Genomic DNA, 25,158 nt, shown 5'->3' on the forward strand with positions numbered 1-25,158 from the left:
CGTCGGCCGCCGCCGCACCTCGCAGAGAGGGCTCGGCCCCCACCCATTAGGCTGGGACCCGGCCCTTCCTGCTTTTCACGTTCACGCGGCCGCCGTCGTCCGTGCAGTCGCTCATACAAGGAGCACCTCGTGCTTGACGCCATTTTCATCGCTCTGCTGATCCTGGTCTGCGTCGGCGTCATCGCCTTCGCCGGTCTTTCGGTGAAGAAGCTCTACCAGGGCCAGCGCTGACCGCTCGGCAACTGGCAGCCGGTAGCCCGAACCCCTCTCACAGATCGTCTGAGCCCTCATGATCGAGATTCCGTCGGACCTCCATCCGAGCCTCGTCCCGCTGGTCTTCCTCCTCGGTAAGTGGACCGGGGCCGGTGTCGCGGACTTCCCCGGTGAGGAGAAGTGCAACTTCGGCCAGGAGGTCGCCTTCACCCACGACGGCCGCGACTTCCTTGAGTACACCTCGCACACCTGGGTGCTGGATTCCGAGGGCGTGAAGGTCAGGCCGCTGGAGACCGAGTCCGGGTACTGGCGCGTGGACGAGCACCGCAAGGTCGAGGTCGTGATGGTGCGCGACCAGGGCGTCGTCGAGATCTGGTACGGCGAGCTCGCCGACCAGAAGCCGCAGATCGACCTGGTGACCGACGCGGTCGCGCGGACCGCGGCGTCCGGCCCGTACAGCGGCGGGAAGCGGCTCTACGGCTATGTGAACAGCGACCTGATGTGGGTGGGCGAGAAGGCCACGCCCGAGGTCGAGCTGCGGCCCTACATGTCCGCGCATCTGAAGAAGTCCGTCGACCCCAGCGAGTGGGCGAAGGATCTGAAGGACCTTCCTGACGACGGAATCGCCTTCTTCAAGTAGGCCGCTCCTACACTGGAGGCGTGGTGACCACTGACTGGCAGAGCGACCTCCGCAGCCGCGGGTACCGGCTGACCCCGCAGCGACAGCTCGTGCTGGAGGCCGTGGACGCGCTGGAGCACGCGACGCCCGACGACATCCTCACCGAGGTGCGGAAGACGGCGGGCGGCGTGAACATCTCCACGGTCTACCGCACCCTGGAGCTGCTTGAGGAGCTGGGCCTGGTGAGCCATGCCCATCTCGGGCACGGTGCTCCCACGTACCACCTCGCCGACCGGCACCACCACATCCATCTGGTCTGCCGGGACTGTACGGACGTCATCGAGGCCGACATCAGTGTGGCCGCGGACTTCACCGGGCAGCTCCGCGAGTCGTTCGGCTTCGAGACGGACATGAAGCACTTCGCCATCTTCGGGCGGTGCCGGAAGTGCGCGGCCAAGGCCGCCGAGGAGCAGCCCCAGGGGCAGGCCGAGGCTCAGGCCCCTGCTTCCGGCGGCGGTTCGTAGCCTTGCGGCGGGCGGTCGTACGCTTGCGGACATGAAGAGCCCGCTGTTGTCACTGCCCGGTGCCGTCCCCGCCGAAGGCCGGGACGAAGGTGTCGCCGCCCACTACGGAGACCTGTTCCGCGAACAGCGTGCGCTGTCGGACGGTACCGGCCTCGTGGACCTCTCCCACCGCGGCGTCATCACGGTCACCGGCCCTGACCGGCTGAGCTGGCTGCATCTGCTGCTCACCCAGCACGTCAGCGAGCTGCCGCAGGGCGTGGCCACCGAGGCGCTCATCCTCTCGGCCAACGGCCACATCGAGCACGCCCTCTACCTCGTGGACGACGGCGAGACGGTGTGGGCGCATGTCGAGCCGGGCACGCAGCAGGAGCTGATCGCGTACCTGGAGAGCATGAAGTTCTACTACCGGGCCGAGATCGCCGACCGCACTGAGGACATCGCGGTCGTGCATCTGCCGGCCGGTTCGATCGCCGGGGTGCCGGACGGCGTGGTCGTACGGGAGACGGCGCACGGCCGTGATCTCTTCCTGCCCCGGGAGCAGCTGGAGGCGTATGCGGCCGAGCACGGTCCGGTCGCCGGGCTCCTCGCGTACGAGGCGCTGCGCATCGAGGCGCACCGGCCGCGGGTCGGTCTGGAGACCGACCACCGGACCATCCCGCACGAGCTGGGGTGGATCGGCACCGCGGTCCATCTGGAGAAGGGCTGCTACCGGGGCCAGGAGACGGTCGCCCGTGTCCACAACCTGGGGAAGCCGCCGCGCCGGCTGGTCTTCCTGCATCTGGACGGCAGCGAGGTGCTGCTGCCGGGGCACGGTACGCCGGTCCGGCTCGCATCGGACGGCGCCGAGGGCCGCCAGCTGGGCTTCGTCACCTCGTCGGCCCGCCACCACGAACTGGGACCGATCGCGCTGGCACTGGTGAAGCGCAATGTGCCGGTGGACGCGGAGCTGCTGGCAGGGGACACCGCGGCCGCCCAGGAAGTCGTCGTGGAGCCGTAGAGCCGTGGAGCCGTGGAGCCGTGGAGCCATAGGGTTCCTGGCGGCCGGGCTCAGATCTCCAGCAGGACCGTGAACGGGCCGTCGTTCGTCAGCGAGACCCGCATGCTCGCGCCGAACCGGCCCGTCCCGACCGTCGCGCCCAGGGCGCGCAGCTGGTTCACCACCTCGTCCACGAGCGGCTCGGCCACCTCGCCGGGGGCGGCCCCGTTCCAGGTGGGACGGCGGCCCTTCCGGGCGTCTCCGTAGAGGGTGAACTGCGAAATCACCAGCAAAGGTGCATTCACGTCCGAGCACGACTTTTCGCCCGACAGGATCCGCAGCGACCAGACCTTTCGGGCTAGTTGCGCCGCTTTTTCCGCAGTGTCCTCATGAGTGACCCCCACAAGCACGCACAGACCCTCCCCGGAGATCTCACCCACGGTCTCACCAGCCACGACGACGCTCGCGCCGTCCACCCTCTGCACCACTGCACGCATACGGGCCAACCTATCCGGGGCCGAACGGGCGCGGAGAGCCAGCAGCGGCACCATCCGGAGTGGCACCATGCACGAGAGGCGGTGCACCGCACCGGTCGAGGGGACGGAATACGCATATGAGTACATCTGGCGCCGGGCAGTCGCCCGGTCCCGTATCCATGACCCGGATCAGCTCCGTGCCACGAGCACCCGCGCAGCGCGCGGGCGCCGCGCTCCCGGCGGCCACCGAGCACGACATCGGCGGGCTGCGCCTGCCCGAACTGCGCACGCTGCGCAGGGATGCCCAGCGGGACGAGGCCGACCTCAGCTACGTACGCCGGATGCTGCACGGGCGGATCGACATCCTCCGCGCCGAGCTGTCCCGGCGTACGGGACCGGAGTCCCCGGTCGTCGAGCGGCTCTCCGAGATCCTGGCCGACGTGCCGTCCTCGCACCGCTCGTCGGCCCGCCATGTGACGCTCTCGACGCCGCGCAGCGCGGAGAACAGCAAGCTGGCCGCCGACATGCTCGCCGAGGTGGAACTCTCCGACCTCTGCGCCCGTACGGACGAAGAGCTGCACACCGGAATGGGCCGCCTCGTCCGCTACGAACAGCAGGTATCCAGCCGCCGACAGCACCTCCAGCGGACCGCCGACGATTGCAGCGCGGAGATCGCCCGCAGGTACCGTGAGGGCGAAGCGCAAGTAGACGACCTGCTCACCTGAGGCGATCCTTCCGGTGAGCGGGCCCCGTTCCCGGAAGGCCGACGATGACCGCCAGCACCACCGCCCCTGTATCTCCGGTCCTCGCCGAGGTCGTGCGTTCCGGCTTCGTGGAGGGCCGGCACCGGGGCTCGCTGGTGGTGCTCGCGGCCGACGGGAGCGTCGATTACGCGCTCGGTGACCCGTCGCTGCCCGTCTTCCCGCGCTCCAGCAACAAGCCGATGCAGGCGGCCGCCATTCTGCGGGCCGGCCTCGACCTCTCCGGTGAGCGGCTGGCACTGGCCTCGGCGAGCCACTCGGGCGAGGAGTTCCAGCGGGCGCTGGTGCGCACGATGCTCAGTGAGTACCGGCTCCAGGAGAGCGATCTCCAGTGCCCCGCCGATCTCCCGCTGGACCCGGTCGAGGCCGAGGGGTATCTCGCCGCGGGCCACGGGCGTGAGCGGGTCACCATGAACTGCTCGGGCAAGCACACCGCGATGCTGGCCGTCTGCGCGCTGAACGGCTGGCCCACCGACTCCTACCTCGACCCCTCCCACCCGCTCCAGCGGCTGGTGCTGACGGTGATCGAGGAGGCGGCGGGCGAGCGGGTGGCATCGGTCGGTACGGACGGGTGCGGGGCGCCGCTGATGGCGATCAGCCTGGTCGGCCTGGCCCGTGCGTTCCGTACGTTCGTGCTGGCCCCCGAGGGGTCGCCGGAGCGCCGGGTCGCGGACGCGATGCGCGCCCACCCCGAGTACGTCGCGGGGACCCGCAGGCCCGACACATGGGTGATGCGGGCGCTGCCGGGCACGCTCTCCAAGATGGGAGCCGAGGCGGTCCAGGCGCTGGCGCTCCCCGACGGCCGGGCGCTCGCCTTCAAGGTCGACGACGGTGCGACCCGGGTGCTCGGTCCTGTGCTGGCGCGGACCCTGGAACGGATGGGCGTGGAGAGCCCGGTGCTGGCCAGGCTGGCGGACGCGCCGCTGCTCGGCGGCGCCGCGAAGGTCGGCGAAATCCGCGCGGCGGTCTGAAAGCGCCGGTCTGAAAGGACCGGTCCCGGAAGGGCTGTTCGGGAAAGTGGCTGTTCCGGAAGGGCCATTCCGGGAGCGGCAGTCCGCTGGGGCAGTGCTGCGGCGCAGTCCGGCGGCACCAGTCCGGCGGCGGCAGTCCGGTGGCGGTTTCACAGGCTCCGGTCCGAAATTCGCGCGACAGTCCGAGGAGGGGTGCTTACCGTGGCCACCATGGCAGTTGACGTCCGTACGATCTCCGATTCCGAGTACCCCGACTGGCTCCGCGCCTGTCACACCGGCTTCCTCCAGCCGCCGTCGGCCTCCGACGAGGAGGTGCGCAGCCGCCTCCCGCACACGGATCTGGCCCGCACCCGGGGCGCGTTCGACGGCGGGCGCTGTGTGGCGACCTTCCGGTCCTTCGCGCAGGAGGTCACCGTCGTCGGCGGAGCCTCGCTCCCGTCCGACGCGGTCACCCACGTCACGGTCACCCCGACGCACCGCAGGCGCGGTCTGCTCAGCCGGATGATGGCGGTGGATCTGGCGGCGGCGAAGGAGCGCGGCGAAGTGCTGGCCACGCTGATCGCCGCCGAGTACCCGATCTACGGCCGGTTCGGCTTCGGCCCGGCGACCTGGGCCACCGACTGGACGGTCGACGTGCCGCGCGCCGGACTCGACCCGCGCTGGGCCCGCCCGGAGTGTGGCGGCCGGATCGATCTGGTCGACGGTGCGGACGTACGGAAGCTCGGCCCCGAACTGCACGCCCGTTTCCGGAAGTCGCAGCCCGGCGCGGTCAGCAGGAACGAACGCTGGTGGGCCCTGCAGACGGGCCTCGACCAGGTGCCGGGCCGGCCGTGGACCGAGCCCTTCTACGCGGTGTACCGCTCGCCCCGGGGCGAGATCGACGGCCTCCTCGCGTACAAGGCCGACGACCACTGGGGCCCCGCCAAGCAGCCGCTCAACACCGCGACGGTGGAAGATCTGATCGCCGTGTCCCCGGCCGCCGAGCGCGCCCTGTGGCACTTCCTCTGCTCGGTCGACTGGGTCACGACGGTGAATGCCGGGCACCGGGGTCCGGACGATCTGCTGTCGTCGCTGCTGCCCGACCCGCGCGCGGCCAGGCTCACCCAGCACGCGGACTTCCTGTGGATCCGGCTGCTCGATGTCGTACGGGCGCTGGAGGCCCGTACGTACGAGGCGTCCGGCACCCTGGTCCTGGAGGTCACGGACCACGACGGGCTCTCGGCTGGCCGCTACCGGCTGGACGCCTCGCCCGACGGTGCGACCTGCGCGCCGACCTCCGAAGCGGCCGATGTCACGCTGGACGCGGGGGAGTTGGCGGCGCTGTATCTGGGTGAGGCCTCGGCGGTCCGGCTCGCCGCGCTGGGCCGGATCTCGGAGGAGACGGCTGGTGCGGTCGCCGTCACCGAGGCGCTGTTCCGTACGGCCGTCCGGCCGTGGTGCCCGGACGGCTTCTAGGACGACACGGCCCAGGGGTCCCGTTCAGCCTCAGCCGATCAGGGCTTTGACCTGGACGAACAGCATGAAGGCGCCCAGGCAGCTGCACGGGACGCTGCCTGCCTTCACGCCGACGGTGAGCATGCCGAATCCGACGAGACCTGCGATTCCGAACGCGGACTGAACGGTCTGCTCGATGACGAATCCGAGTCCTGCGACCAGGAGAGCTGCGGTAGGCATGGGGTTCCCTCCTTCGGGATGGTGGGGGAGCACCAGTTGCCTGCACACCGTTGTATCGGCTCGTGCCCCGTGGAGTGGTTCTCCGTGGAGAGGTTCTTGCAGTCAAGTACCAGACAAGTTGGCCTGGTTGGCCTGACGGTGGTATGCCCGCTGGTTACATGTCCGTAAACTTGTCTGGTGACTGGCCTGGTTGGTTGGCCGGAAAAGTGACCCTGCCTGTTGGGTCCTGTCTGTTTGGTCCTGTCAATTACGCCGAGGTGCCCGGTAGTTGTACGGTGGTGCGGTGGCCCCACGTGACGCAGGCAGCACAGACAGCAGGAAGTTCCAGGTCATCGCGGACGACCTGCGGACCGAGATCGCCGACGGCGTCCACCGGGTGGGCCGCCAACTGCCCTCGCAGCGCGAACTCCAGGCCACCTACGGCGTTTCGCGCGAGACCGTCGGCCGGGCACTCGAAGTACTCAGGGCCGAGGGGCTGATCTCGTCCAGCCGGGGCCGCCCCGCGACCGTGACCGAGGGCCCCGGTGCGGCGGCCGCCGCGCACCCCGTACCGTCCGCGCAGCCCGCGCAGGTCACTCTCCAGCCCAGGCTGCGGGCCGCCTTCGAGGCCGAGGAGATCACGATGGACGTGCTCTCGCTGACGTCGGAGACGATGGCCCAGCACCTCGGCGCACAGGTCGCCCGGATCAGCGACGGCGAGATCCGGCCGCAGAGCATCGCGCTGCGGCTGATGCTCCCCGACATCACCGGGATACGGCTCGCCTTCCCGCGGGGGGTCGAGGACCCCGATGACGACCGGCCGCGCAAGCGCCACCGCGACATGGTGATCAACCACGCCAGGTCGCTGCGCCACTCGCTGCTGCGACTGCGCCACCAGGGACTGGTTCCCGAGGTCTCGGTGCAGATCCGGACCGTGCCCTTCACCCCGCCGCTGAAGTTGTACCTGCTGAACAAGGACCAGCTGCTGGAGGGCTACTACACCCTGGAGCAGTGGACACCTGAGCCCATCGACGGCGTGGAGGTCACCATCCTCGACTCGCTCGGTGTGGGCGCGACGCTCTTCCCGTACACCAAGCCCGGACAGGCACTGAAGGTGGAAGCGGCGCAGAAATTCTTCGACTCCTACTGGGACCAGCTGGCCCAAGATGCGGATTTCGGCGACTGACGTGCTGCCCTCCTCCGATGCCACCTCCACCTCCACCTCCACCTCCACCTCCACCTCCACCCCTGTCCCCGCCCTCACCCCCGCCGCCGGGCTGCGGGCGCTGCTCTCCCGTGCCTCGCTGGTCCTCTGGGACTTCGACGGGCCGGTCTGCGGGCTGTTCGCCGGGCTGCGCGCCCCGGCGATCGCCGCCGAACTGCGTGCCATGGCCGCCGTGCGACTGCCGCACTGGTCGGAACCGGACGAGCCGCACGATCCCCTCGCGGTGCTCCGGCGTGCGCACGACGCCGTCCCCAGCGACCCGGACGGACTGGTCTCCGCCCTGCGCAAGCGGCTGGAGGAGCTGGAGACGGAGGCGGCGGCCACCGCGGAGCCCACGCCCGGCGCGTTCGACCTGATGGAAGCGCTGCTGGCGGCCGGCAAGCAACTGGTCATCGCGACCAACAACAGCGAGGCCGCCGCCCGCGCCTATCTCGAACTGCACGGAATCGAGAAGTACTTCGGCGCGGTCGTGGGGCGGCACGACGATCCGCGGCTGATGAAACCGCATCCGTACTGCCTGGAACGGCTGCTCGCGGAGACCGGTACGGCCGCCGCCGACGGGCTGATGATCGGGGACTCGCCTGCCGACGCTCGCGCGGCCACCTCGATCGGCGTTCCGTTCGTGGGGTACGGCACCGGGTCCGTGAAGCTGCTGCGGCTCAGGGACGCGGGCGCGGAGTACTTCGTGGCGGACCTGGCCGCCATGACGGAGGCGGTCGGGGGCTGACCCGCCCCGGCGCGGCCGGCCCGAGCGGCGGGCGCGCTGCACGGCCGGCGACTGAACTCCGGCTCGGGCAAACGGAATTGCTACGCAGGAGGCATATGCCGGTACTCCTGTCGATCCCCCCTGGGCGGGACGGCGCTTCCAGCCGAAATGCTTCCGGCGGAGCCACTCCCGCCCTCACCCCGCAAGCAGGCAGGGATCAAAACATCGATTTACTGGCTTGTTAGGTATTAAGACAAGCATTCACCCCCTTTGAAGGTCCGTCCCGGCCCGGATGATTGCACCCAACACAGGCTCTACGGAGGGTGGTTCGGCATGGCGGATTGGGTGAAGGTGGCGGGCAGTCTCACTGCCATCTCAGCGGGGTCCAGGACGACGGTGTGGGGCGTGAACGCGGCGGGCGCCATCTACCGGTACACCAACTACGACGCCACCCCCTGGATCAACATCCCCGGGGGCCTGAGTGACATCGGCGCGGGCGCCGACGGCACCGTGTGGGGCGTCAACAGCGGCAACCAGATCTACCGGTACACAGGCGATCAGAACGACCCGGGCCCGTGGAAGGGCATCTCCGGCAGCCTGGTCCGCATCGACGCGGGCTCCCGGACGAACGTGTGGGGAGTGGACTCCGCCAGTGCCATCTACCGGTACACGAACCACGACGCCAACCCGTGGATCAAGATCCCGGGGGCGCTGAGCGACATCGGAGCGGGCGCGGACGGCACGGTGTGGGGAGTGAACGGCGGGAACCAGGTCTTCCGGTACACCGGGGACCAGGACGGCTCGAACCCGTGGAAGAGCGTCAACGGCAGTCTCAAGCGCATCGCGGTGGGCTCCCGGACCAATGTGTGGGGTGTCGATCCCGCCGGCAGCATCTACCGATACACCAACAACGACGCCAGCGGCGGCAACCCGTGGATCAAGATCCCCGGCACTGCCACCGACATCGCCGCGGGCGCCGACGGCACCGTGTGGCACATCAACAGCGGCAACGAGATCTACCGGTACACCGGCGACCAGCCGAGCTGACCCCCACCCTGTGATCCCTGCGGGCCCCGGCCGGGAGGCCGGGGCCCGCAGTTGGCACAACTCCCTTTCATCCCGAGGGGTTTGAGGCCATCAGTACCCTTGGGTATGAAGGTGGGCAGCGGCCAGGGACGGCCCGCCGGCGAGCTTCCGGTCACGAGAGCGCAGGAGCCGCATGCCTGATGTAGCCCGCGGCGCCTCCGGCCGTACGGCCGACAGCTGGGACCTGCTGTACCGAGCCGCCGGTGAGGGGGAACCCCTCAGCGGCTACTACCACCGGAACTACCGCGTGGGGCTGCCACCCGACCTCGCCGCCGCGGTGTCGCTCCCCGCCGGTACGCCCGTGAAGGTGCGCGCGCCCATCCCCGAAGCGGTCCAGTTCAATCTGCGGATCTGGCCGGAGGGCGAACTGCTCCGTGCCATCGCGGGACGGGTGGACGGCAGCCCGCGGGTGCTCGCCGACCGGCCGGGCTTCACCGTGCACTCCTTCGCGCAGGGCGTGCCGCTCTCCGGCCGGTACGGGGCCGGCCGCCGCCCCGGGCGCGGCTACACGGCGCGACTGGAGGCGCTCTTCCGGCAGACGGCCGCAGTCCCGTCCCACGCGCTGCCGCCGCTTCCCGGCGGCTGGCCGGCGGACGGGGACTGCGGCGGGTTCCTGCGTACGCTCGTCGACTTCACCGAGTCCGAGGTCAAGGGCCGCAGCAGCCGGGCCCACCAGGAGCTGTTCGCCGCGCTCGGAGTGGGGGACGGCGCGCTCGGGAGGCTGCGGGAGCGGGCGGCGGGACTGGGCGAGCGGCCGTTCACGCTGCTGCACACGGACTCCCACGCCGGGAATCTGATCGTGGGGCCGGACGGAGAACTCTCTCTGATCGACTGGGAGTTGGCGCTGTACGGCGACCCGGTCTACGAGATCGCCGCCCATCTCGGACGGATGCGGTACGCCACCGGCCGCCGGCGGAGGGCCGCGCTCCGGGCGTGGCGGTCGGCGGTCGCGGTGAGCTGCCCCGGCGCGCTGAGCGGCCACCGGGGCGCGCTGCGGGTCTATCTGGACTTCGAGCGGCTGCTCTCCGTCCACATCGATGTGATCCGGCTGACGCTGGCCCTGCCGCACCGGGCGGGCCCGGTGGAGCTCATGGCGACCGCGGAGCGGATCCTCGTTCTGCTCGCCGCCGCGCGGGGGCCGCTCGGGCTGCGCAGGGTGCCGGACGCGGAACGGATCGCGGCGGCGTGTGCGGTGTGGCAGCGGAACGAGAGGGATGTCACCCGGATGTGGAACGGCCGGGCGGAGACTGGCGTCTTGACGTACGGACAGACGCATTCGCAGAGAAGTTCGCCGAGCGGTCCGCAGCCAAAACGGAACGTGGTGGAAGAGCCGCGGAAGTGGTTCGATGCAGTCAGGACCGCGAAGGGTCCGGACCTGGGGAGCCTGTCCGAGTGACTTCAGATGCGACTGACACGACTGAGACAGCCAACGCGGCTGACCCGGCTGACACGACGAGAAGCGAACAGGCGGTATCCGTGATCCGTGAGAACCTCCGAGACCGGATCACCTCGACACGGTATGTGCTGTTCGGCTTCGACGGCCCGCTCTGCCGGCTGTTCGGCCCGAGCGCCGAGCGGGCCGCTTCCGACGGGATGCGGACCTTCCTGGAGGAGCGCGGGATCACCGCTCTCGCCCCGGACGCGGACCTCGGCGGGCTCGCCGGTCCGCTCGACATCCTGCGTACGGTCGGGACGCTCCACCCGGACAGCGATCTCGTGGCCGACCTGGAGGAGTGGCTGACGCGCCAGGAGCAGCGCGCCGCCGCCGGGGCGTGGCCCACGATGTACGTGGACGGCGTCGTCCGCACCTGGGCGGCGACCGGCGGCCGGCTGGCCGTCACCACGAACCACTCGCCCCGTGCGGTGCGCGAGTACGTGACGGGCCGGGGCCTCGACGAGTGCTTCGGGCCGCACATCCACGGCCGGGCGGCGGCGGACCTCCAGCTGCTCAAGCCGCATCCGCACATGCTGGAGCAGGCACTGACGGGGCTGGGCGCGGACCGCGCGACGACGCTGGTGATCGGCGACTCGGTGCCTGACCTGCGGGCGGCCCAGGAGGTCGGCCTGCCGTTCCTCGGCTACGCCACGAACGACGCGGCCGTCGACGAGCTCGCCTCGGCGGGAGCCGACCTGGTGCTCAACACCTGGGAGCCGGTCCTGGACATCCTGTGGGGCCGGTAGCCGGTAGCCGGTAGCCGGTAGGCCGGTCCGTCGGCTGGACCCGGTGCGCTGCTGGGAGCTGCCCGCCGAACTCGCGGCTCCTTCGCAGGGGCCGGGTGCACCCCCGGAAGCAGCTATGGCGCATATTGAGGACCATGGTTGAGCAGGCGGAGGAAGAGGCCGGTCACGTGGAGCAGGCAGCGAAGGGGCGCGGGAAGGCCGCGTCCCCGTGTGCCCGCCGGTTCTCGCCGATGTCTGCGGGTGCCGGAGACGGTGCCGGTGCCGGAGACGGTCATGTGCCGGCCGTGTGAGTTCGGCCGGGTGAGTGCCGGGGACGGCCACCTGTTGGCTGCGTGAGTTTGGCTGCGTGAGTGGGGACGACATTGGACATCGTGGTGGAGTTCGACCGGGCGCCCCGGGCGGAGCACCTGTTGTGGCAGGAGCTGTGCGCCGGGCTGCCTGCCGGTACCCCGGCGCCCGGTGGGAGCCGCCCGCACCCCGGGACACTGGGCGTCGCGACCGCCCGCTCGGGCGACGGCACACTGCTCGGGTGGGCTCCCGTGTTCACCGGCCAGGATCCGGAAGCGGCGACCGTCGAGTGGCTGCTCGTCACCCGGGAGCGCGAGCGCATCGTCCAGGGCAGTGTCGCCGAGCCGGCCGGTACCGGTGACGAGGAAGCCGTCCTGGTCGCCCTCTTCCGCGCGGCGGCCAACGCGGCCCGCACGGCCGGATACCGTGCGCTGGACTGGCTGGACCGGGGCGACACCGGTGCGGAACTGGATGCCCGCGCGGCGGCCGAACTGGAGGCTTCCATCCACCGGGAGCTGGGCCGGAAGTGGGGCGTATCGGCGCTGGCCCGCTGGCAGCGCCCCGACGGTCTGCCGGCCGTACGGACCCGCCGGGCGCCCCGGGGCACGGGGTGGCAGGGCCTGGAACTGCTGACGGCCGACGGGCGCACGGCGGCCCGGATCGCCGCTGTGGTCGCGGGTCCCGAGGTGTACGTGGAGAGGGTCGGCCACCATGGCGTCGAGGGGCCCGAACTGGGCTCCCTGGTGGCGGACTTCGTGGAGCAGATCCGTGAGGACCACCCCTCGGTGGAGTCCTTCCGGGTCCGCGAGCTGGACGACGAGGTGCTCGGCGTAGCACTCAAGTCGGCCAAGCTGCGGATCAGCGAACGGTGGTGGCAGTACCGGCTGCCGCTCTAGCCGGGGTTGCCGGGCTCGGACACGCCGGGCTCAGAGCTTCCCGGACGTGACGACGACCCCGTAGAGGTCGGTGATCGTCGCGAGCGCGCTGTGGTGGATCTGGTCGGCGCTCAGCTCGGTGCCCGCTCCGGCACCTGCTCCGGCACCTGCCGGGCGGAGGGGGCGGGTGGCGCAGGCGTCGGCGACGACGGTGGGCCTGTTGCCGCGCAGGAAGGCTCCCTCGGCGGTGAACGTCACGCACATATGGGTCATGAACCCGGCGATGATGACGTCCTGGTGGCCTGCGGCGTCGACGTGCTCGCCCAGGTCGGTGCCGACGAAGGCGTTCGGGGCCGTCTTGACGACGACGGGCTCGCCCTCGACCGGGGCCACGGAGGGGTGGATCCGGCCGGTCTCCGCCCGGATGTCGTACGGGGTGCCGGGGCCGCCGTCGTGGATGACGTGGATGACCTTCGCGCCGGCCTCCCGGGCCCGCCCCAGCAGTGCGGCGGCGGAGTCGAGCGCGGCCCGCCAGCCCGTCAGCTCCATGACACCGCTGACGTAGGTGTTCTGGTAGTCGACGAGGATCAGGGTCGCATCGGCGAGCGAAGCGGGCGTCTCGTCGAGACCGTTCAGCTCGCGCAGAGTCGTCGTAGCCATGGAAGTACCACCTCAGCTGTCGTATGCGGTGTCGTACGGGATGTCGCGCTCTCGGTGAGCTGCGTCCAGAACGCTACGGTCGCCTGAGGGTGTCGGCAATGTCATCTAACATGCAGATCCAGACATCACGGCATCGCCATTGCCGTCGCTATCGCTATCGCCATTGCTGCGGCCCTCGCGGGCCGGCCGGACCGGCTGACCGGGTGGAGACCCCCATGAGCGCCCTCGCACGGCTCGTCGTCATCGTCCTCTTCGAGGGCGTCGACCTCCTCGACATCACCGGACCACCCGAGGTGTTCTCCCTCGTGCAACGGGAGACCGGCGGCGCGGCGGGATACGAGGTCGTCCTCGCCGCCGAGACCCTGGACCCCGTCACCACATCGGCGGGTGTGCGCGTACTCCCCGACATCACCTTTCAAGAGGCGTCCACGCGGAGCATCGACACCCTGCTGGTCCCCGGCGCGGTCGAATCCGACAGCCACCGCCGTGTCCACGCCCTCACCGACCCCGCCGTGGTCGGCCGGGTGAGGACGCTCGCCGCCAGGACACGGCGGGTCACATCCGTCTGTGTCGGGGCGCATCTCCTCGCCGCCGCCGGTCTGCTCGACGGCAAGCGCGCCACCACCCACTGGTCGACCGCGCAGCAGCTGGCAGCCGATCACCCGGAAGTCGAAGTCGACGCCGACCCGATCTTCATCCGCGACGGCGACGTGTGGACCGGCGCGGGGATCAGCGCCTGCCTCGACCTGGCACTCGCCCTGGTCGCCGACGATTTCGGCGAGGCCCTCGCACTGCGTGTCGCCCGGCAGCTCGTGATGTATCTGAAGCGGCCGAGTGGGCAGAGCCAGTTCAGCGTGCCCCTGGAGCCGGTCTCCACGACACGGCGCGTGGATGACCTCCGGCACCACATCATGCGCAACATCGGCGAACCGCTCACCGTGGCGGACCTCGCCGCGTACGCCCATGTCGGCGAGCGGCAGCTCACCCGGATCTTCAAGGCCGAACTCGGCACGACCCCGAGCGCCTATGTCGAGTCGGCGCGCGTCGAAGTGGCGCGCAACCAGCTCGAATCCACCGACGCGACCCTGGAACGCATCGTGTCCAGCTGCGGGTTCGGCACGACGGACACGCTGGTACGGGCATTCCGCCGGCGACTCGACACGACACCGACGGAGTACCGGCGCCGGTTCCGCGCCGACGTGGGCTGACCCGTACCACCGCGGGCCGAATCCGGCAGCCGAGGAGGTGAGCCACATCACGTTCTTTCAAGTCAGGGGTGTTCGCGGTGGCTTCTCCGCTGAGCCGTCCGCCGGTCCGTCCGCCGGTCCGTCCGCTGGGTCTGACAGTGCCGGGCGGTAATCTGGAACCCATGAAACCGCGTGATCTTGAGAACCTCGCGCAGCTGCGCCGGGCACGGGATCTGATCGACCGGGAGTACGCGCGTCCGCTCGACGTCCCGGCGATGGCCCGGCACGCGCTCATGTCGCCAGGACACTTCTCGCGGCAGTTCCGGGCGGCCTACGGCGAGACGCCGTACAGCTACCTCATGACCCGCCGCATCGAGCGGGCGATGGCGCTGCTGCGCGGCGGTACGAGTGTGACCGACGCGTGCATGGAGGTCGGCTGTACGTCGCTCGGCTCGTTCAGCTCGCGGTTCAGCGAACTCGTGGGGGAGTCGCCGACCGCGTACCGCGCCCGCGAGCACGGCGCCGTCACGGCGATGCCCCCGTGCGTGGCGAAGGTACGCACCCGCCCGGTCAGGATTCGAGAAGCGGGCCCAGCGGCGGCCGCCTAGCGTTGGTCCCATGACCATCGCGCTCCAGTACTGCCACATCACCGTCAACGACGTCGACGAGTCCCTCACCTTCTACCGTGACGCGCTCGGCCTGGAGGTGCGCAACGATGTCGCGTCGGGCGGCTTCCGCTGGGTCACCCTCGGCAGCGCCACCCAGCCCGGCCTGGAGATCGTGATCTCGGAGCCGCACGCCGGCCGGTCCCAGGCCGACGGCGACACCCTGCAGGAACTCCTCACCAAGGGCGTCCTGCCGAACATCGGCTTCCGCTCCGACGATCTCGACGCGACCTTCGAGAAGATGCTGGAGTCCGGTGCCGAGGTGCTCCAGGAGCCCATCGAGCAGCCCTGGGGCCCGCGCGACTGCGCGTTCCGTGACCCCTCCGGCAACATGGTGCGGATCTCCCAGACGCCGAAGGCGTAGCCGCGCCGAAGCCTGGCAGCAGCCCCTCAGCAGCAACTGGGCGCCTGCCAGCGGCCGATGGCAGGCGCCCATGGCAGACTCAGCGGGTGCAGATCAGGATGCTGGGTCCATTCGAGGTTCGCACGGACGACGGCGCCTTGGTCGACGTGCCGGGCGCGCGGTTGCGCGCAGTGCTGATCGCCCTCGCCCTCAAGCCGGGCCGGGCGGTCCCGAAGGCGTCGCTCGTCGACTGGATCTGGGGGGAGCGCCCGCCCGCCGACGCGACGAACGCCCTGCACCGCTTGGTGTCCCGGCTGCGGAAGGCGCTGCCGTACGGGGTGATCGAAGGGCATACGGACGGCTACCGGCTGGCGGTGGAGCCCGACACCGTCGACGCCGTACGGTTCGAACGTCTCGTCATCGCGGGCCGGGCAGCCCGCACCGAGGACGTTTCCCGGCGGGTGCGGCTGCTGCGTGAGGCCCTTGAGCTGTGGCGCGGTGACGCCATGCAGGACATCGGTCTGCGGGACAGCGACGCGTTCGACGCCGTGGTCGTCCGGCTCGACGGGTTGCGCCTGACCGCCGCCGAGGAGAGGTTCGAGGCGGAGGTCGCCATCGGGCGCGGTGCGGAGGTGGTCGCGGAGCTGACCGACCTGGTGGCCGCGCACCCGCTGCGGGAGCGGTTCGTCGCCGCGCTGATGCGCGCCCTCGCCGCGGTCGGCCGTGACAGTGAGGCGCTGCTGGCGTACCAGCGTGCGAGGGAGGCCCTGGACGACGCGCTGGGTGTCGGCCCCTCGCCCGAGCTGGCCGCGCTGCATGTCGCCCTGCTGCGGGGCGAGTTGAGTCGGGGCGTGCCGGGGCGCGCCGAGGCCGGCCGGGGAGAACCGGGGCCGGGAGAGGCGGGCCGCGGAGAACCGGGCGGCGGAGAACAGGGGCCGGGAGAGCTTGGCCGGGGGGAAGCGAGCCGTAGGACCAACCTGCGCGCCGAGCTGACCACCTTCGTCGGCAGGGGCGCCGATGTCGCAGCGGTCCGCGAGCTCATCGCCGAGCACCGGCTCACCACCGTGATCGGACCGGGCGGCTCGGGCAAGACCAGGCTGGCCACCGAGGCCGCGCGCACCCTGCTGGGCGAACTGCCGGACGGGGCCTGGCTGGTGGAGCTCGCCGCCATCGGCGCGGACGGCGAAGTGGCGCAGGCGACGCTCGCCGGACTGGGCCTGCGGGACGCCCTGCTCGGCGGGCCCCCGAACGCCGAGCTGACGGACCGGCTCATCGCCGCGATCCGCGGGCGGGAGATGCTGCTGATCCTGGACAACTGCGAGCATGTGATCGAGTCCGCGGCGGTGTTCGCCCACCGGGTGCTCGGGGAGTGCCGGCGGCTGCGGATCCTGGCGACGAGCCGGGAACCGCTCGGCATCACCGGGGAGGCGCTCTGGCAGATCGAGCCGCTGGCCCTGCCGGGGAGGGACGCGGGCCCGCGGGAGATCGAGTCCTCACCCGCCGTTCAACTGCTGCGGAACCGGGCCGGGGCGGTGCGCCGGGACCTGGTGGCCGACGACCGCACGCTGGCGACGATGGTGCGCATCTGCCGGGCGCTGGACGGGATGCCGCTGGCGATCGAACTGGCCGCGGCCGGCTTGCGCACCATGTCGGTCGACCAGCTCGCCAACCGGCTCGACGACCGGTTCCGGCTGCTGACCAGCGGAAGCCGTACCGCGCTGCCGCGCCACCGTACGCTGCGCGCGGCGGTCGACTGGAGCTGGGAACTGCTCACCGACGCCGAGCGTGCGGTCCTGCGCAGGCTCTCGGTGTTCGTCGGCGGCGCGAGCCTGGAAGCGGCCGAACGGGTCTGCGCGGGGGACACCGCGACAGACGCCGCGGGGGGCGGCGCGACAGACACCGCGGGGGACACCGCGAGGGACACCGCGAGGAACGCCGCGAGGAACGCCGCAGGGGACGTCGTCGAGCAGGGGCAGGTGCTCGAACTGCTCACCGCGCTGACCGAGAAGTCGCTGCTGCTCGCCGACGGCGACAGCGCCCCGCGCTACCGCATGATCGGCACGATCAAGGAGTACGCCGGGCACCGGCTCGCCGAGGCGGGGGAGTCGGACCTGGCGCGCCACGCGCACCTGGCCTGCTTCACCGAGCTCACCGAGACCGCGGAGCCGCACCTGCGCCGCGCCGAGCAACTGGACTGGCTGGCCACGCTCGAAGCCGAGCACGACAACATCGTTGCGGCGATGCGCGGCGCACTCGCGGCGGGCGAGGCGCAGGCGGCGATGCGGCTCGCGGCCGGCGCGGGCTGGTACTGGTGGCTCGGCGGGCGCAGGACCGAGGGCATCGAGCTGATCACAGCGGCCATCAGGACGCCGGGCGAGGTGACGGACGACGTCCGGGCCATGGTGTACGCGCTGGTCGTGCTGTTCGTGAGCTCCGGGCGGGGCGACGAACACCAGGCCGCGGAGTGGATCCACCAGGCGTACCGGTACAGCCGGAGCGGCGGACACAGCCGCCGCTACCCGCTGCTGGGGCTCGTCGACGCGCTGGAACGGATGTTGCAGGAGCCCGGCGCGTTCCTGACGGCGTTCGAGCCGCTGCTCGACGACGAGGATCCCTGGGTGCGCGCGCTGGCCCGGCTGCACCTGGGCAAGATGCGGATCATGGCCGGTCAGGGAGGTCGAGACGCAGACACCTACCTGGAGATGGCGCTCGCCGAGTTCCGGGCGCTCGGCGAGCGGTTCGGGATCTCGTTCGCCCAGACCGAGCTGGCGGACCGGATGGCCGTGCGCGGCGAGTTCGCCGACGCGTGCGCGTACTACGAGCAGGCGATCGCGGTCGTCACCGAGGTCGGCGCCACCGAGGACGTCATCCGGATGCGGTCCCGGCAGGCGCAGCTGTACTGGCTGCTCGGCGACGAGGGCGCCTGCGCGGCCGCCATCGCCGAGGCGGAGCGGTGCGCGGAGCGGGTCACCTGGCCGGACGCGCTGGCCGAGCTGGCCCTCGCGAAGGCGGAACTCGCCCGGTGGAGCGGCGATGCCGAGGAAGCGCGCCGGCAACTTGACTTCGCCACAGCGGAGTTGGGTGAGGAGGCGCGACATGCACACCATCGCGCGGTGGCGCACGACCTGCTCGGCTACCTCGCCGACGACCTCGGCGAGGCCCGGGCGCACCGCGCGGCGGCCTGCGAGGCGGCGGCCGAGGCGGGACACGTACCGCTGATCGCGCATGTGCTCGTCGGGGCCGCGGACCTGGCGCTGCGCCGCGACGAGCCCGAGCAGGCGGCGCGGCTGCTCGCGGCGAGCGCGGACGTACGCGGGCTTCCGTACCGCTCTCACCCGGACGTGGCCCGGATCGAGCAGGCCGCGCGGAGCCGCCTCGGCGACGCGCGGTTCGCCGAGGCGGCTCTGGAGGGGACGCGGTCCGACTGGTCCCAGCTGGTCGAGGTCACGCTCGCTTCTTGAACGTGGAGACCGCCCACACGTATCCGAGGACGAGGAATCCGACGCACCAGGCGAGGGCCGCGATCGCGTCGCCGCCCGACGGGTGGCCCGCGAGGAGACCGCGCAGCGTCTCGATGATCGGCGTGAAGGGCTGGTACTCGGCGAACTGCCGCACGCCTGCCCCCATCGAGTCGGCGGGTACGAACGCGCTGCTCAGGAACGGCAGCATGATCAGCGGTACGGCGGCGAGACCCGCCGACTCCGCGGTCTTCGCGGCCAGCCCCAGGGCGACGGTGAGCCAGCCGGCCGCGAAGCTGAGCAGCACGATGAGACCGATCACGCCGAGCCAGTCGAGGGCGCTCGCGTCCGGGGCGAACCCCATCGCGAAGGCCACCCCGATGATGGCCGCGCAGGCGACCAGGCAGCGCACTGCGGTGACGATGACGTGCCCGGTCAGCACGGCACCGCGGGAGACGTCCATGACCTTGAACCGGTTGATGACGCCCGTCGTCATGTCGGAGTTCACGGCTGTCGAGGTGGCCCCGAGCCCGTAACTGATGGCCATGACGAGCAGCCCCGGCGTCGCGTAGTCGATGTAGTCGACGCCGACGTCGAACGCGCCGCCGAACACCTTGACGAACATGAGCATCATCACGATCGGGAACAGGACCGCGTTGAACACCGTGGTCGGGTTCCGCAGGTTGTGCTTCAGGTTGCGGCGCAACATGATCGCCGAATCGGCCAACGGCATCGGAACAGTACTCACTGGGCCATCTCCTCAGTAGTCGCGGCGGTGTTGGTGTCGGTGCTGGTGCTGGTGCTGGTGCTGGTGCTGGTGCTGGTGCTGGTGCTGGTGCTGGTGTCGGTGTTCGCGTTCGCGTTCGCGTCCGTGCTCGTGCTCGTGTGCTCGGTCAGGGCGAGAAAGACGTCGTCGAGGTCCGGTGTGTGTACGGAGAATTCCGCGGCGTCGAGTGCGTGCTCGTCGAGCCGGTCGAGGAGCGCCCGCAGCGACCTCGACGTACCGTCGCCGGCCACCCGCAGGGTCAGTTCCTCGTCGTCCCGCGTGGACCCGGCCAGGACCCGTGCGGCCGCGTCGAGTTCGTGCAGGCCGGCGAACCGGAGCCGGACATGGGTGCCGGGGATCTGGCGCTTGAGCTCCTCGGGGGTGCCCTGGGCGACCAGGTGACCGTTGTTGAGCACCGCGATCCGGTCGGCGAGCTGGTCGGCCTCCTCCAGGTACTGGGTGGTGAGGAAGATGGTGGTGCCGTCGGCCACCAGCTCGCGGACGATGCCCCACATCGTGCGCCTGCTGCGCGGGTCGAGACCCGTCGTCGGCTCGTCCAGGAAGATGATCTGCGGGCTGCCGACCAGCGTCATCGCCAGGTCCAGCTTCCGGCGCATACCGCCGGAGTACGTCGACACCATCTTCTGCGCCGACTCCACCAGATCGAACCGTTCAAGGAGCCGCGTGACCACCCGGTCGCCGGAGCGCACGCGCTTCAGATCCGCCATCAGCTGCAGGTTCTCCCGGCCGGTCAGCAGCTCGTCCACCGCCGCGAACTGACCGGTGACGCCGATGAGCGGGCGTACGTCCCTGGTCGCGGTCGCCACGTCGTGCCCGGCGATGCGCACCGTCCCGGCGTCGGCTTTCATCAACGTCGTCAGGACGTTCACCGTTGTTGTCTTGCCCGCCCCGTTCGGGCCGAGCATGGAGAAGACCGATCCGGCGGCGACATCGAAGTCGATGCCGTCGAGCACGACTTTGTCGCCGTATGCCTTCCGCAGGCCTGAAACCGCAATCGCCGAAGTTTTCATGCCTCTACGGTCCCCACCGGGGCTGTCACCGGCCTGTCACGCCGCTGACACGCCCGCTGACACCGCTGACATCCCTCGCTGACATGGGCGGTACGCGGTACCTGAGGACCGCTGGTCCTCGCTGGTCCTGCCGGTCCGAGGCGGCACTTTGACGACAGCCCTAGGTGTATTGCCCTGTGAGGTTGGGGACGCGGGTGGCGGGTGGTTTGCCCTTGAGCGCGGTGTGTCCGCGGTGGTGATTGTAGGTGTGTAGCCAGGCGGGGTAGGCGTCGCGTCGTTCTTGTTCTGACTGGTAGGGCTTTGCGTAGGCCCACTCGTCGAGGAGGGTGCGGTTGAGGCGTTCGACCTTGCCGTTGGTCTGTGGCCGGTAGGGCCGGGTTCGCTTGTGGGCGATCCCGGCTGCCGTCAGGGTCTCGTGCCAGAGGTGGGACTTGTAGCAGGCGCCGTTGTCGGTCAGGACGCGTTCGACGGTGATCCCGCACGAGGCGAAGTAGGCGTGTGCCCGCTGCCAGAACCCGGTGGCGGTCTCTTTCTTCTCGTCGGTGAGGATCTCGCTGTAGGCGAGGCGGGAGTGGTCGTCGACGGCGGTGTGGATGTAGCTGTATCCGGTGCCGGAGCGGGTCTTGCGGCCGGCCGGGCGTCCGAGGGTCTTGTGGCCGCCGCCGTTGGGGATGTTGCCGAGCTTCTTGATGTCGACGTGTACGAGTTCGCCGGGCCGGTCGCGTTCGTAGCGGCGTATGACGCGGCCGGTGGCCCGGTCCAGATGGGCGAGCCGGGCCAGGCCGAAACGGACCAGTATCCGGTGCACGGTCGAGGGCACCAGGCCCAGCAGGTGCGCGATGCGGGCCGGTCCCCACCTTCGTGAGAGGCGGACTTTGATGACCCGGCGTTCGGTCCGGGTCGGAGTGCGCCGGGGGCTGCGGTGAGGGCGGCTGGAACGGTCACTCAGCCCGGCCTCGCCGAGTTGGCGGTAACGCCCGGCCCATCGCTGGGCGGTGGTCGGCGAGACCTGGAAACGCTCCGCTGCCCGGCGCAGAGGCCATCCGTCATCGACCACGCAGCGGGCCACCCGCAGACGTCCGGTCTCGGTCAGAGGTGCATTACGGTGAGGCATGAGGGCCTTTCGGGCTGGTGTAGACGTCGCAATCCACACCGAACCCGGAAGGCCCTCCCCCTTCAAGATCCCTTAGCCGAGATCTCGCTCACCCGTCCACAACCTCCTCGGACAGAACACCTAGGGGCGTTGTTCGCCGACCTTGCGTACGTGTGACGTCGTTGCCGTGACGGGCCGGCCGCTCCGGTCCAGCACGTGGAAGCGCGGCACTTCCCGTCCGTCGCGGTCGGTCAGGACGGAGTGGTCCTCGCCGGGGGCGAAGGCGTGGCGTTCTCCCCACTGCCTGAGCGCGGCGATGATCGTGAACAACTCGCGTCCGGCGTCCGTGAGTTGGTACGTGTGGCGCTTGGCTCCGGGGGGAGTGCTCGTGGCGAGGATGCCGTGCGCGGTGAGCTTCCGGAGCCGGTCGCTGAGGATGTTGCGGGCGACGCCGAGGCGGCCCAGAAAATCGGTGAACGACGCCGCGCCATCCATCGCGTCACGGACGATCAGCAGGCTCCACCGGTCGCCGACGAGATCGACCGCGCGCGCGACCGGGCACGCCGGGTCGGTCCACTTCTGGTCGGTCCACTTCTGGTCGGTCCACTTCGGGTCGGTCCACTTCGGGTCGGTCCGTTTGAGGTCGGTCCCCTTCTGGTCGGTCGGCACCGCGTCCATCATCGGACTCCTCCGGAATGAGTTGCAGATCAAAACCATTATGCCCTACGCTCCAAACGGTTTCAGATCGCAACCAATCGATGGGTCAATGGGGGTGGGCAGGGATGTCGTCGACGATCACAAGCGGTCAACGTCTGGTGCTGGCGTCGGTGTGCGCGGTGGCGGTGTCCACGATCTACGCGATCCAGCCGGTGCTGGAGGGTGCGGGCAGCGACCTCGGGCTGGCTGAGTCGACGCTGGGATGGCTGGTCGCGATCGGCCAACTCGGGTACTTCGCCGGGCTCGTGCTGCTGGTTCCCCTCGGGGATGTCCTCGACCGGCGCAAGCTGATCGTCGGGCATCTGATCCTCGCCGGCGCAGGTGCGACGATCACGTCTCTCGCGCCCAGCGGGGTGATCGCCGGGGCCGGTCTGGCGGTGGCGGGCCTGTTCGCGGTGGTGGTGCAGATCACGGTCGCCTACGTCGCGGCCACCTCGCCGGCAGGCGAGCGCGGCCGCAACATCGGCACGGTCACCTCGGGGGTGGTGCTCGGGATTCTCGTCGTCCGTGTGCTCGCGGGCGTGCTGGGAGACAGCGTCGGCTGGCGGGCCGTCTACGCCGTACTCGCCGTGCTCTGCATCGCCCTCGCCCTGATCGCGCACCTGACCCTGCACCCCGACGTCCGGCCTGTGCGTGCCCGCTACCGGGACGTCCTCGCCACCCCGGTACGCCTCGTCGTCACCGACCGGCTCTTCCTCAGCCGGGGACTGATCGCGTTCTTCCTGTTCGCGTCCTTCGGCACCCTGTGGAGCGGGCTGGCGCTGCCGTTGGGGGCCGCACCATGGCATCTCGGTACGTCAGCCATCGGGCTGTTCGGCCTTGCCGGCCTCATCGGCGCGGTGGCCGCCTCGCGGGCGGGCGTCTGGGCCGACGCGGGGCACGCCCGGACCGTCACCGGCTGGTCGCTGGCGCTGCTGGCCGCGTCCTGGATGCTCACCACACGGACGACACCGACTCTGTGGCTGCTCGTCATGGGCGTCGTACTGCTCGACTTCGCGGTCCAGGCCGTGCATGTGAGCAACCAGCACCTCCTCACCGCCGCGCATCCCGAACGCTCCAGCAGCGTCATCGGCGCCTACATGGCCTTCTACTCACTCGGCTCCGCCCTCGGCGCCACCACCACGACCTGGGCGTACACCTCTGCGGGGTGGTGGGCGTCCTGCGTGCTCGGCGCTGTCTACGCCGTCGCCGCGCTGGCTGTGTGGGCGCTCGCACGGCACGCCACTGCTTCCCCCCTCACCACCCCGGTCCCGGAGGAGTTCGCAGGACCATGACCCCGTCACCGTCACCGGAACCGTCACCCCGTCCGGAACCCACCGCGTCCGCGCCCCCACCCGCGATCGGACCTCCGCGCTCGCTCAGCCGGTGTGAAGGACCCGGAAGCGACCGGGTTCCGCCGGATCCCGGTCAACGACCTGGACCGGCGTCCAAGCCCATTGCCACACGCTGATGCCGGGCGTACGGGAGAACTGGATCGGCCCGCGGGTGCCTTCGACCGCGACGCCCGGCCAGGCTTCGGCGGTGCGTGCCCGGTCCGCGCCGTGCGAGCGCAGCACATCGGCGAGGACGGTGACCGTGTCGTAGCCCTCGAAGGCGACGAAGGACGGCGCTTCGCCCAGTCCCTCGCGGAGGGCCGTCCCGACCCGCACACCGAGTGGGCCGAGGCGCTCGGGCAGGTAGCGCAGGAACGGAATCGCGGCGCCGTCGTCGCCCAGCAACGCCGCCCATTCGGCGAACTCCGGCTGCCCGGCCGGAGCACCGATCATGATCTCGGCGAGGCGCTGGTCGCGGCGGACCGACTTGACGATCGGCACGGCCGGGTCGGGGTGGCCGACCAGAAGAAGGAGGGCCGTCGCACGCTGGTCGACGAGCGCGTCGCACAGGGCCGCGGGGGCGAGCGCGCGCGCGTCGAGTTCGGTGACGGTGCCGCCGCGCGGAGCGAGGTAGTCCCGCAGAATGCGGGCTCCGGACGCCCAGTAGACACTCGGCTCGGCTGCTATGGCGATGCGAGTGTGGCCCGCGCCGAGGAGGAAGTCCGCGTAGATCTGCCAGCCGTGCGACTGCGCGGGGGCGAGGCGCGCGACCCATTGCGTTGGCTCTTCGGTGAGCGCGTCGAGCACCGCTGACGAGCAGAGGAACGGCAGACCGAGGGCGTCCGCCCTGGCGGCAGCGGCGCGAGCGACGACGCTGTGGTACTCCCCGGCCACGGCAACCACGCCCAGCCGGGCCAATTCATCCACGGCCGCCGCGGCCCTCTGCGGATCAGCAGCGGTGTCCCGGACCACCAGCTCCAGTGGCCTTCCGAGGATCCCGCCGGCGTCATTGACTTCGCCAACGGCCAGCTGGAGCCCGGCGAGCAAGTGCCGGCCTGCCTCGACCCAGCCAGGCCGAGTCAGCGGAACGAGAGCGCCGATCCGGACCGATGACCCGTCAGCCCGCCCTGCTTCGGGCGACATTGGCAACGGCGATGACGACGAAGACGGCGACGGCGACGGCGACGGCGACGGCGACGACGGCGATGGTGGCGTATTCATGCGCTGGTGTCTCCTGAGTGACGATGCGGTCAGTGTCCCGATCAACCGTAGGCTGCTGCCTTTTGGACCGCGCATCAGAAGCCCATCGACTGTCCGGAGGCGGCATGACCTTGCAGATGAAGTTGAGCGCGATCACACTCGACTGCACGG

General features: G+C 70.6%; 26 protein-coding genes. 17 read left to right on the forward strand and 9 right to left on the reverse strand.

Features of this window, described 5'->3' with window-relative positions; genetic code table 11:
• The first annotated feature begins 289 nt into the window (after positions 1-289).
• Genes OG385_RS17040 through OG385_RS17050 form a run of 3 tightly spaced genes read left to right on the forward strand, consistent with a single transcriptional unit; the run spans position 290 to position 2,353 of the window.
• Positions 290-853, forward strand: coding sequence for an FABP family protein (locus OG385_RS17040; protein ID WP_266855495.1), 564 nt, complete (start codon positions 290-292; stop codon positions 851-853).
• A gap of 20 nt (positions 854-873) precedes the next feature.
• Positions 874-1,356: a Fur family transcriptional regulator gene (locus OG385_RS17045; RefSeq protein ID WP_266855496.1), complete on the forward strand. Its 483-nt coding sequence runs from the start codon at positions 874-876 to the stop codon at positions 1,354-1,356.
• A gap of 31 nt (positions 1,357-1,387) precedes the next feature.
• Positions 1,388-2,353, forward strand: coding sequence for a folate-binding protein YgfZ (locus OG385_RS17050; RefSeq protein WP_266855497.1), 966 nt, complete (start codon positions 1,388-1,390; stop codon positions 2,351-2,353).
• A gap of 50 nt (positions 2,354-2,403) precedes the next feature.
• On the opposite strand, the gene dtd is transcribed toward OG385_RS17050, so the two are convergent.
• Entirely contained in the window at positions 2,404-2,829 is a 426-nt protein-coding gene (gene dtd, locus OG385_RS17055; protein WP_266860933.1) for a D-aminoacyl-tRNA deacylase, read from the reverse strand.
• Positions 2,830-2,945: 116 nt separating this feature from the next.
• Between dtd and OG385_RS17060 the strand changes: the two genes are divergently transcribed.
• From OG385_RS17060 to OG385_RS17070, 3 genes are all read left to right on the forward strand, one after another.
• Entirely contained in the window at positions 2,946-3,533 is a 588-nt protein-coding gene (locus tag OG385_RS17060) for an ABC transporter substrate-binding protein (protein WP_266855498.1), read from the forward strand.
• A gap of 44 nt (positions 3,534-3,577) precedes the next feature.
• Positions 3,578-4,540 carry an asparaginase gene (locus tag OG385_RS17065; protein ID WP_266855499.1) on the forward strand — a complete coding sequence of 321 codons (963 nt, stop codon included), beginning with the start codon at positions 3,578-3,580 and terminating at the stop codon, positions 4,538-4,540.
• 210 nt (positions 4,541-4,750) lie between these two features.
• Positions 4,751-5,995 carry a GNAT family N-acetyltransferase gene (locus OG385_RS17070; RefSeq protein WP_266855500.1) on the forward strand — a complete coding sequence of 415 codons (1,245 nt, stop codon included), beginning with the start codon at positions 4,751-4,753 and terminating at the stop codon, positions 5,993-5,995.
• Positions 5,996-6,025: 30 nt separating this feature from the next.
• On the opposite strand, the gene OG385_RS17075 is transcribed toward OG385_RS17070, so the two are convergent.
• Entirely contained in the window at positions 6,026-6,214 is a 189-nt protein-coding gene (locus OG385_RS17075) for a hypothetical protein (protein WP_266855501.1), read from the reverse strand.
• Positions 6,215-6,497: 283 nt separating this feature from the next.
• Here OG385_RS17075 and OG385_RS17080 point away from each other — a divergent pair, with 283 nt between their 5' ends.
• From OG385_RS17080 to OG385_RS17105, 6 genes are all read left to right on the forward strand, one after another.
• Entirely contained in the window at positions 6,498-7,379 is an 882-nt protein-coding gene (locus OG385_RS17080; protein WP_266855502.1) for a winged helix-turn-helix domain-containing protein, read from the forward strand.
• A complete protein-coding gene (locus OG385_RS17085; protein ID WP_266855503.1) occupies positions 7,360-8,145 on the forward strand; it encodes an HAD family hydrolase in 786 nt (261 codons plus the stop codon). Before OG385_RS17080 ends, OG385_RS17085 begins: the two co-directional genes overlap by 20 nt.
• Before the next feature lie 312 nt (positions 8,146-8,457).
• Complete coding sequence (locus tag OG385_RS17090; RefSeq protein ID WP_266855504.1) at positions 8,458-9,171, forward strand: tectonin domain-containing protein; 714 nt, start codon at positions 8,458-8,460, stop codon at positions 9,169-9,171.
• A 172-nt stretch (positions 9,172-9,343) separates the two neighbouring features.
• Positions 9,344-10,606 carry a phosphotransferase gene (locus OG385_RS17095; RefSeq protein ID WP_266855505.1) on the forward strand — a complete coding sequence of 421 codons (1,263 nt, stop codon included), beginning with the start codon at positions 9,344-9,346 and terminating at the stop codon, positions 10,604-10,606.
• A gap of 80 nt (positions 10,607-10,686) precedes the next feature.
• Positions 10,687-11,391 carry an HAD hydrolase-like protein gene (locus tag OG385_RS17100; RefSeq protein WP_323183784.1) on the forward strand — a complete coding sequence of 235 codons (705 nt, stop codon included), beginning with the start codon at positions 10,687-10,689 and terminating at the stop codon, positions 11,389-11,391.
• Between the two features lie 350 nt (positions 11,392-11,741).
• A complete protein-coding gene (locus tag OG385_RS17105) occupies positions 11,742-12,575 on the forward strand; it encodes a hypothetical protein (protein ID WP_266855506.1) in 834 nt (277 codons plus the stop codon).
• 30 nt (positions 12,576-12,605) lie between these two features.
• Here OG385_RS17105 and OG385_RS17110 read toward each other — a convergent pair whose 3' ends face one another.
• Positions 12,606-13,214: a cysteine hydrolase family protein gene (locus OG385_RS17110; RefSeq protein WP_266855507.1), complete on the reverse strand. Its 609-nt coding sequence runs from the start codon at positions 13,212-13,214 to the stop codon at positions 12,606-12,608.
• A gap of 215 nt (positions 13,215-13,429) precedes the next feature.
• On the opposite strand from OG385_RS17110, the gene OG385_RS17115 reads away from it, so the two are divergent.
• The 4 genes from OG385_RS17115 to OG385_RS17130 all read left to right on the forward strand — a co-directional run bounded on the left by OG385_RS17115 (position 13,430) and on the right by OG385_RS17130 (position 18,870).
• Complete coding sequence (locus OG385_RS17115; RefSeq protein WP_266855508.1) at positions 13,430-14,422, forward strand: GlxA family transcriptional regulator; 993 nt, start codon at positions 13,430-13,432, stop codon at positions 14,420-14,422.
• Positions 14,423-14,583: 161 nt separating this feature from the next.
• The gene (locus OG385_RS17120; protein WP_266855509.1) at positions 14,584-15,009 is read left to right on the forward strand and encodes a helix-turn-helix transcriptional regulator; all 426 of its coding nucleotides are present in this window, start codon (positions 14,584-14,586) and stop codon (positions 15,007-15,009) included.
• 10 nt (positions 15,010-15,019) lie between these two features.
• The gene (locus tag OG385_RS17125) at positions 15,020-15,430 is read left to right on the forward strand and encodes a VOC family protein (protein ID WP_266855510.1); all 411 of its coding nucleotides are present in this window, start codon (positions 15,020-15,022) and stop codon (positions 15,428-15,430) included.
• An 86-nt stretch (positions 15,431-15,516) separates the two neighbouring features.
• Positions 15,517-18,870 (forward strand): BTAD domain-containing putative transcriptional regulator, encoded by a 3,354-nt coding sequence (locus OG385_RS17130; protein WP_266855511.1) that lies wholly within the window; start codon positions 15,517-15,519, stop codon positions 18,868-18,870.
• On the opposite strand, the gene OG385_RS17135 is transcribed toward OG385_RS17130, so the two are convergent.
• From OG385_RS17135 to OG385_RS17150, 4 genes are all read right to left on the reverse strand, one after another.
• Entirely contained in the window at positions 18,854-19,615 is a 762-nt protein-coding gene (locus tag OG385_RS17135; RefSeq protein ID WP_266855512.1) for an ABC transporter permease, read from the reverse strand. The two genes, OG385_RS17130 and OG385_RS17135, sit on opposite strands and share 17 nt — an antisense overlap.
• Positions 19,612-20,664 (reverse strand): ATP-binding cassette domain-containing protein, encoded by a 1,053-nt coding sequence (locus OG385_RS17140; protein ID WP_266855513.1) that lies wholly within the window; start codon positions 20,662-20,664, stop codon positions 19,612-19,614. Before OG385_RS17140 ends, OG385_RS17135 begins: the two co-directional genes overlap by 4 nt.
• A 160-nt stretch (positions 20,665-20,824) precedes the next feature.
• Positions 20,825-21,778 (reverse strand): IS481 family transposase, encoded by a 954-nt coding sequence (locus OG385_RS17145; RefSeq protein WP_266855514.1) that lies wholly within the window; start codon positions 21,776-21,778, stop codon positions 20,825-20,827.
• Between the two features lie 120 nt (positions 21,779-21,898).
• Entirely contained in the window at positions 21,899-22,438 is a 540-nt protein-coding gene (locus OG385_RS17150; protein ID WP_266855515.1) for a helix-turn-helix domain-containing protein, read from the reverse strand.
• Between the two features lie 101 nt (positions 22,439-22,539).
• Between OG385_RS17150 and OG385_RS17155 the strand changes: the two genes are divergently transcribed.
• Positions 22,540-23,748 carry an MFS transporter gene (locus OG385_RS17155; RefSeq protein ID WP_266855516.1) on the forward strand — a complete coding sequence of 403 codons (1,209 nt, stop codon included), beginning with the start codon at positions 22,540-22,542 and terminating at the stop codon, positions 23,746-23,748.
• 84 nt (positions 23,749-23,832) lie between these two features.
• Here OG385_RS17155 and OG385_RS17160 read toward each other — a convergent pair whose 3' ends face one another.
• Both OG385_RS17160 and OG385_RS17165 read right to left on the reverse strand, forming a co-directional pair.
• Positions 23,833-24,930: an ABC transporter substrate-binding protein gene (locus OG385_RS17160; protein WP_266855517.1), complete on the reverse strand. Its 1,098-nt coding sequence runs from the start codon at positions 24,928-24,930 to the stop codon at positions 23,833-23,835.
• The gene (locus OG385_RS17165) at positions 24,905-25,156 is read right to left on the reverse strand and encodes a hypothetical protein (protein WP_266855518.1); all 252 of its coding nucleotides are present in this window, start codon (positions 25,154-25,156) and stop codon (positions 24,905-24,907) included. The genes OG385_RS17160 and OG385_RS17165 overlap by 26 nt, the downstream gene beginning before the upstream one ends.
• Positions 25,157-25,158: the final 2 nt, after the last annotated feature.

This window comes from Streptomyces sp. NBC_01306, assembly GCF_026340465.1.
Classification (GTDB): domain Bacteria; phylum Actinomycetota; class Actinomycetes; order Streptomycetales; family Streptomycetaceae; genus Streptomyces.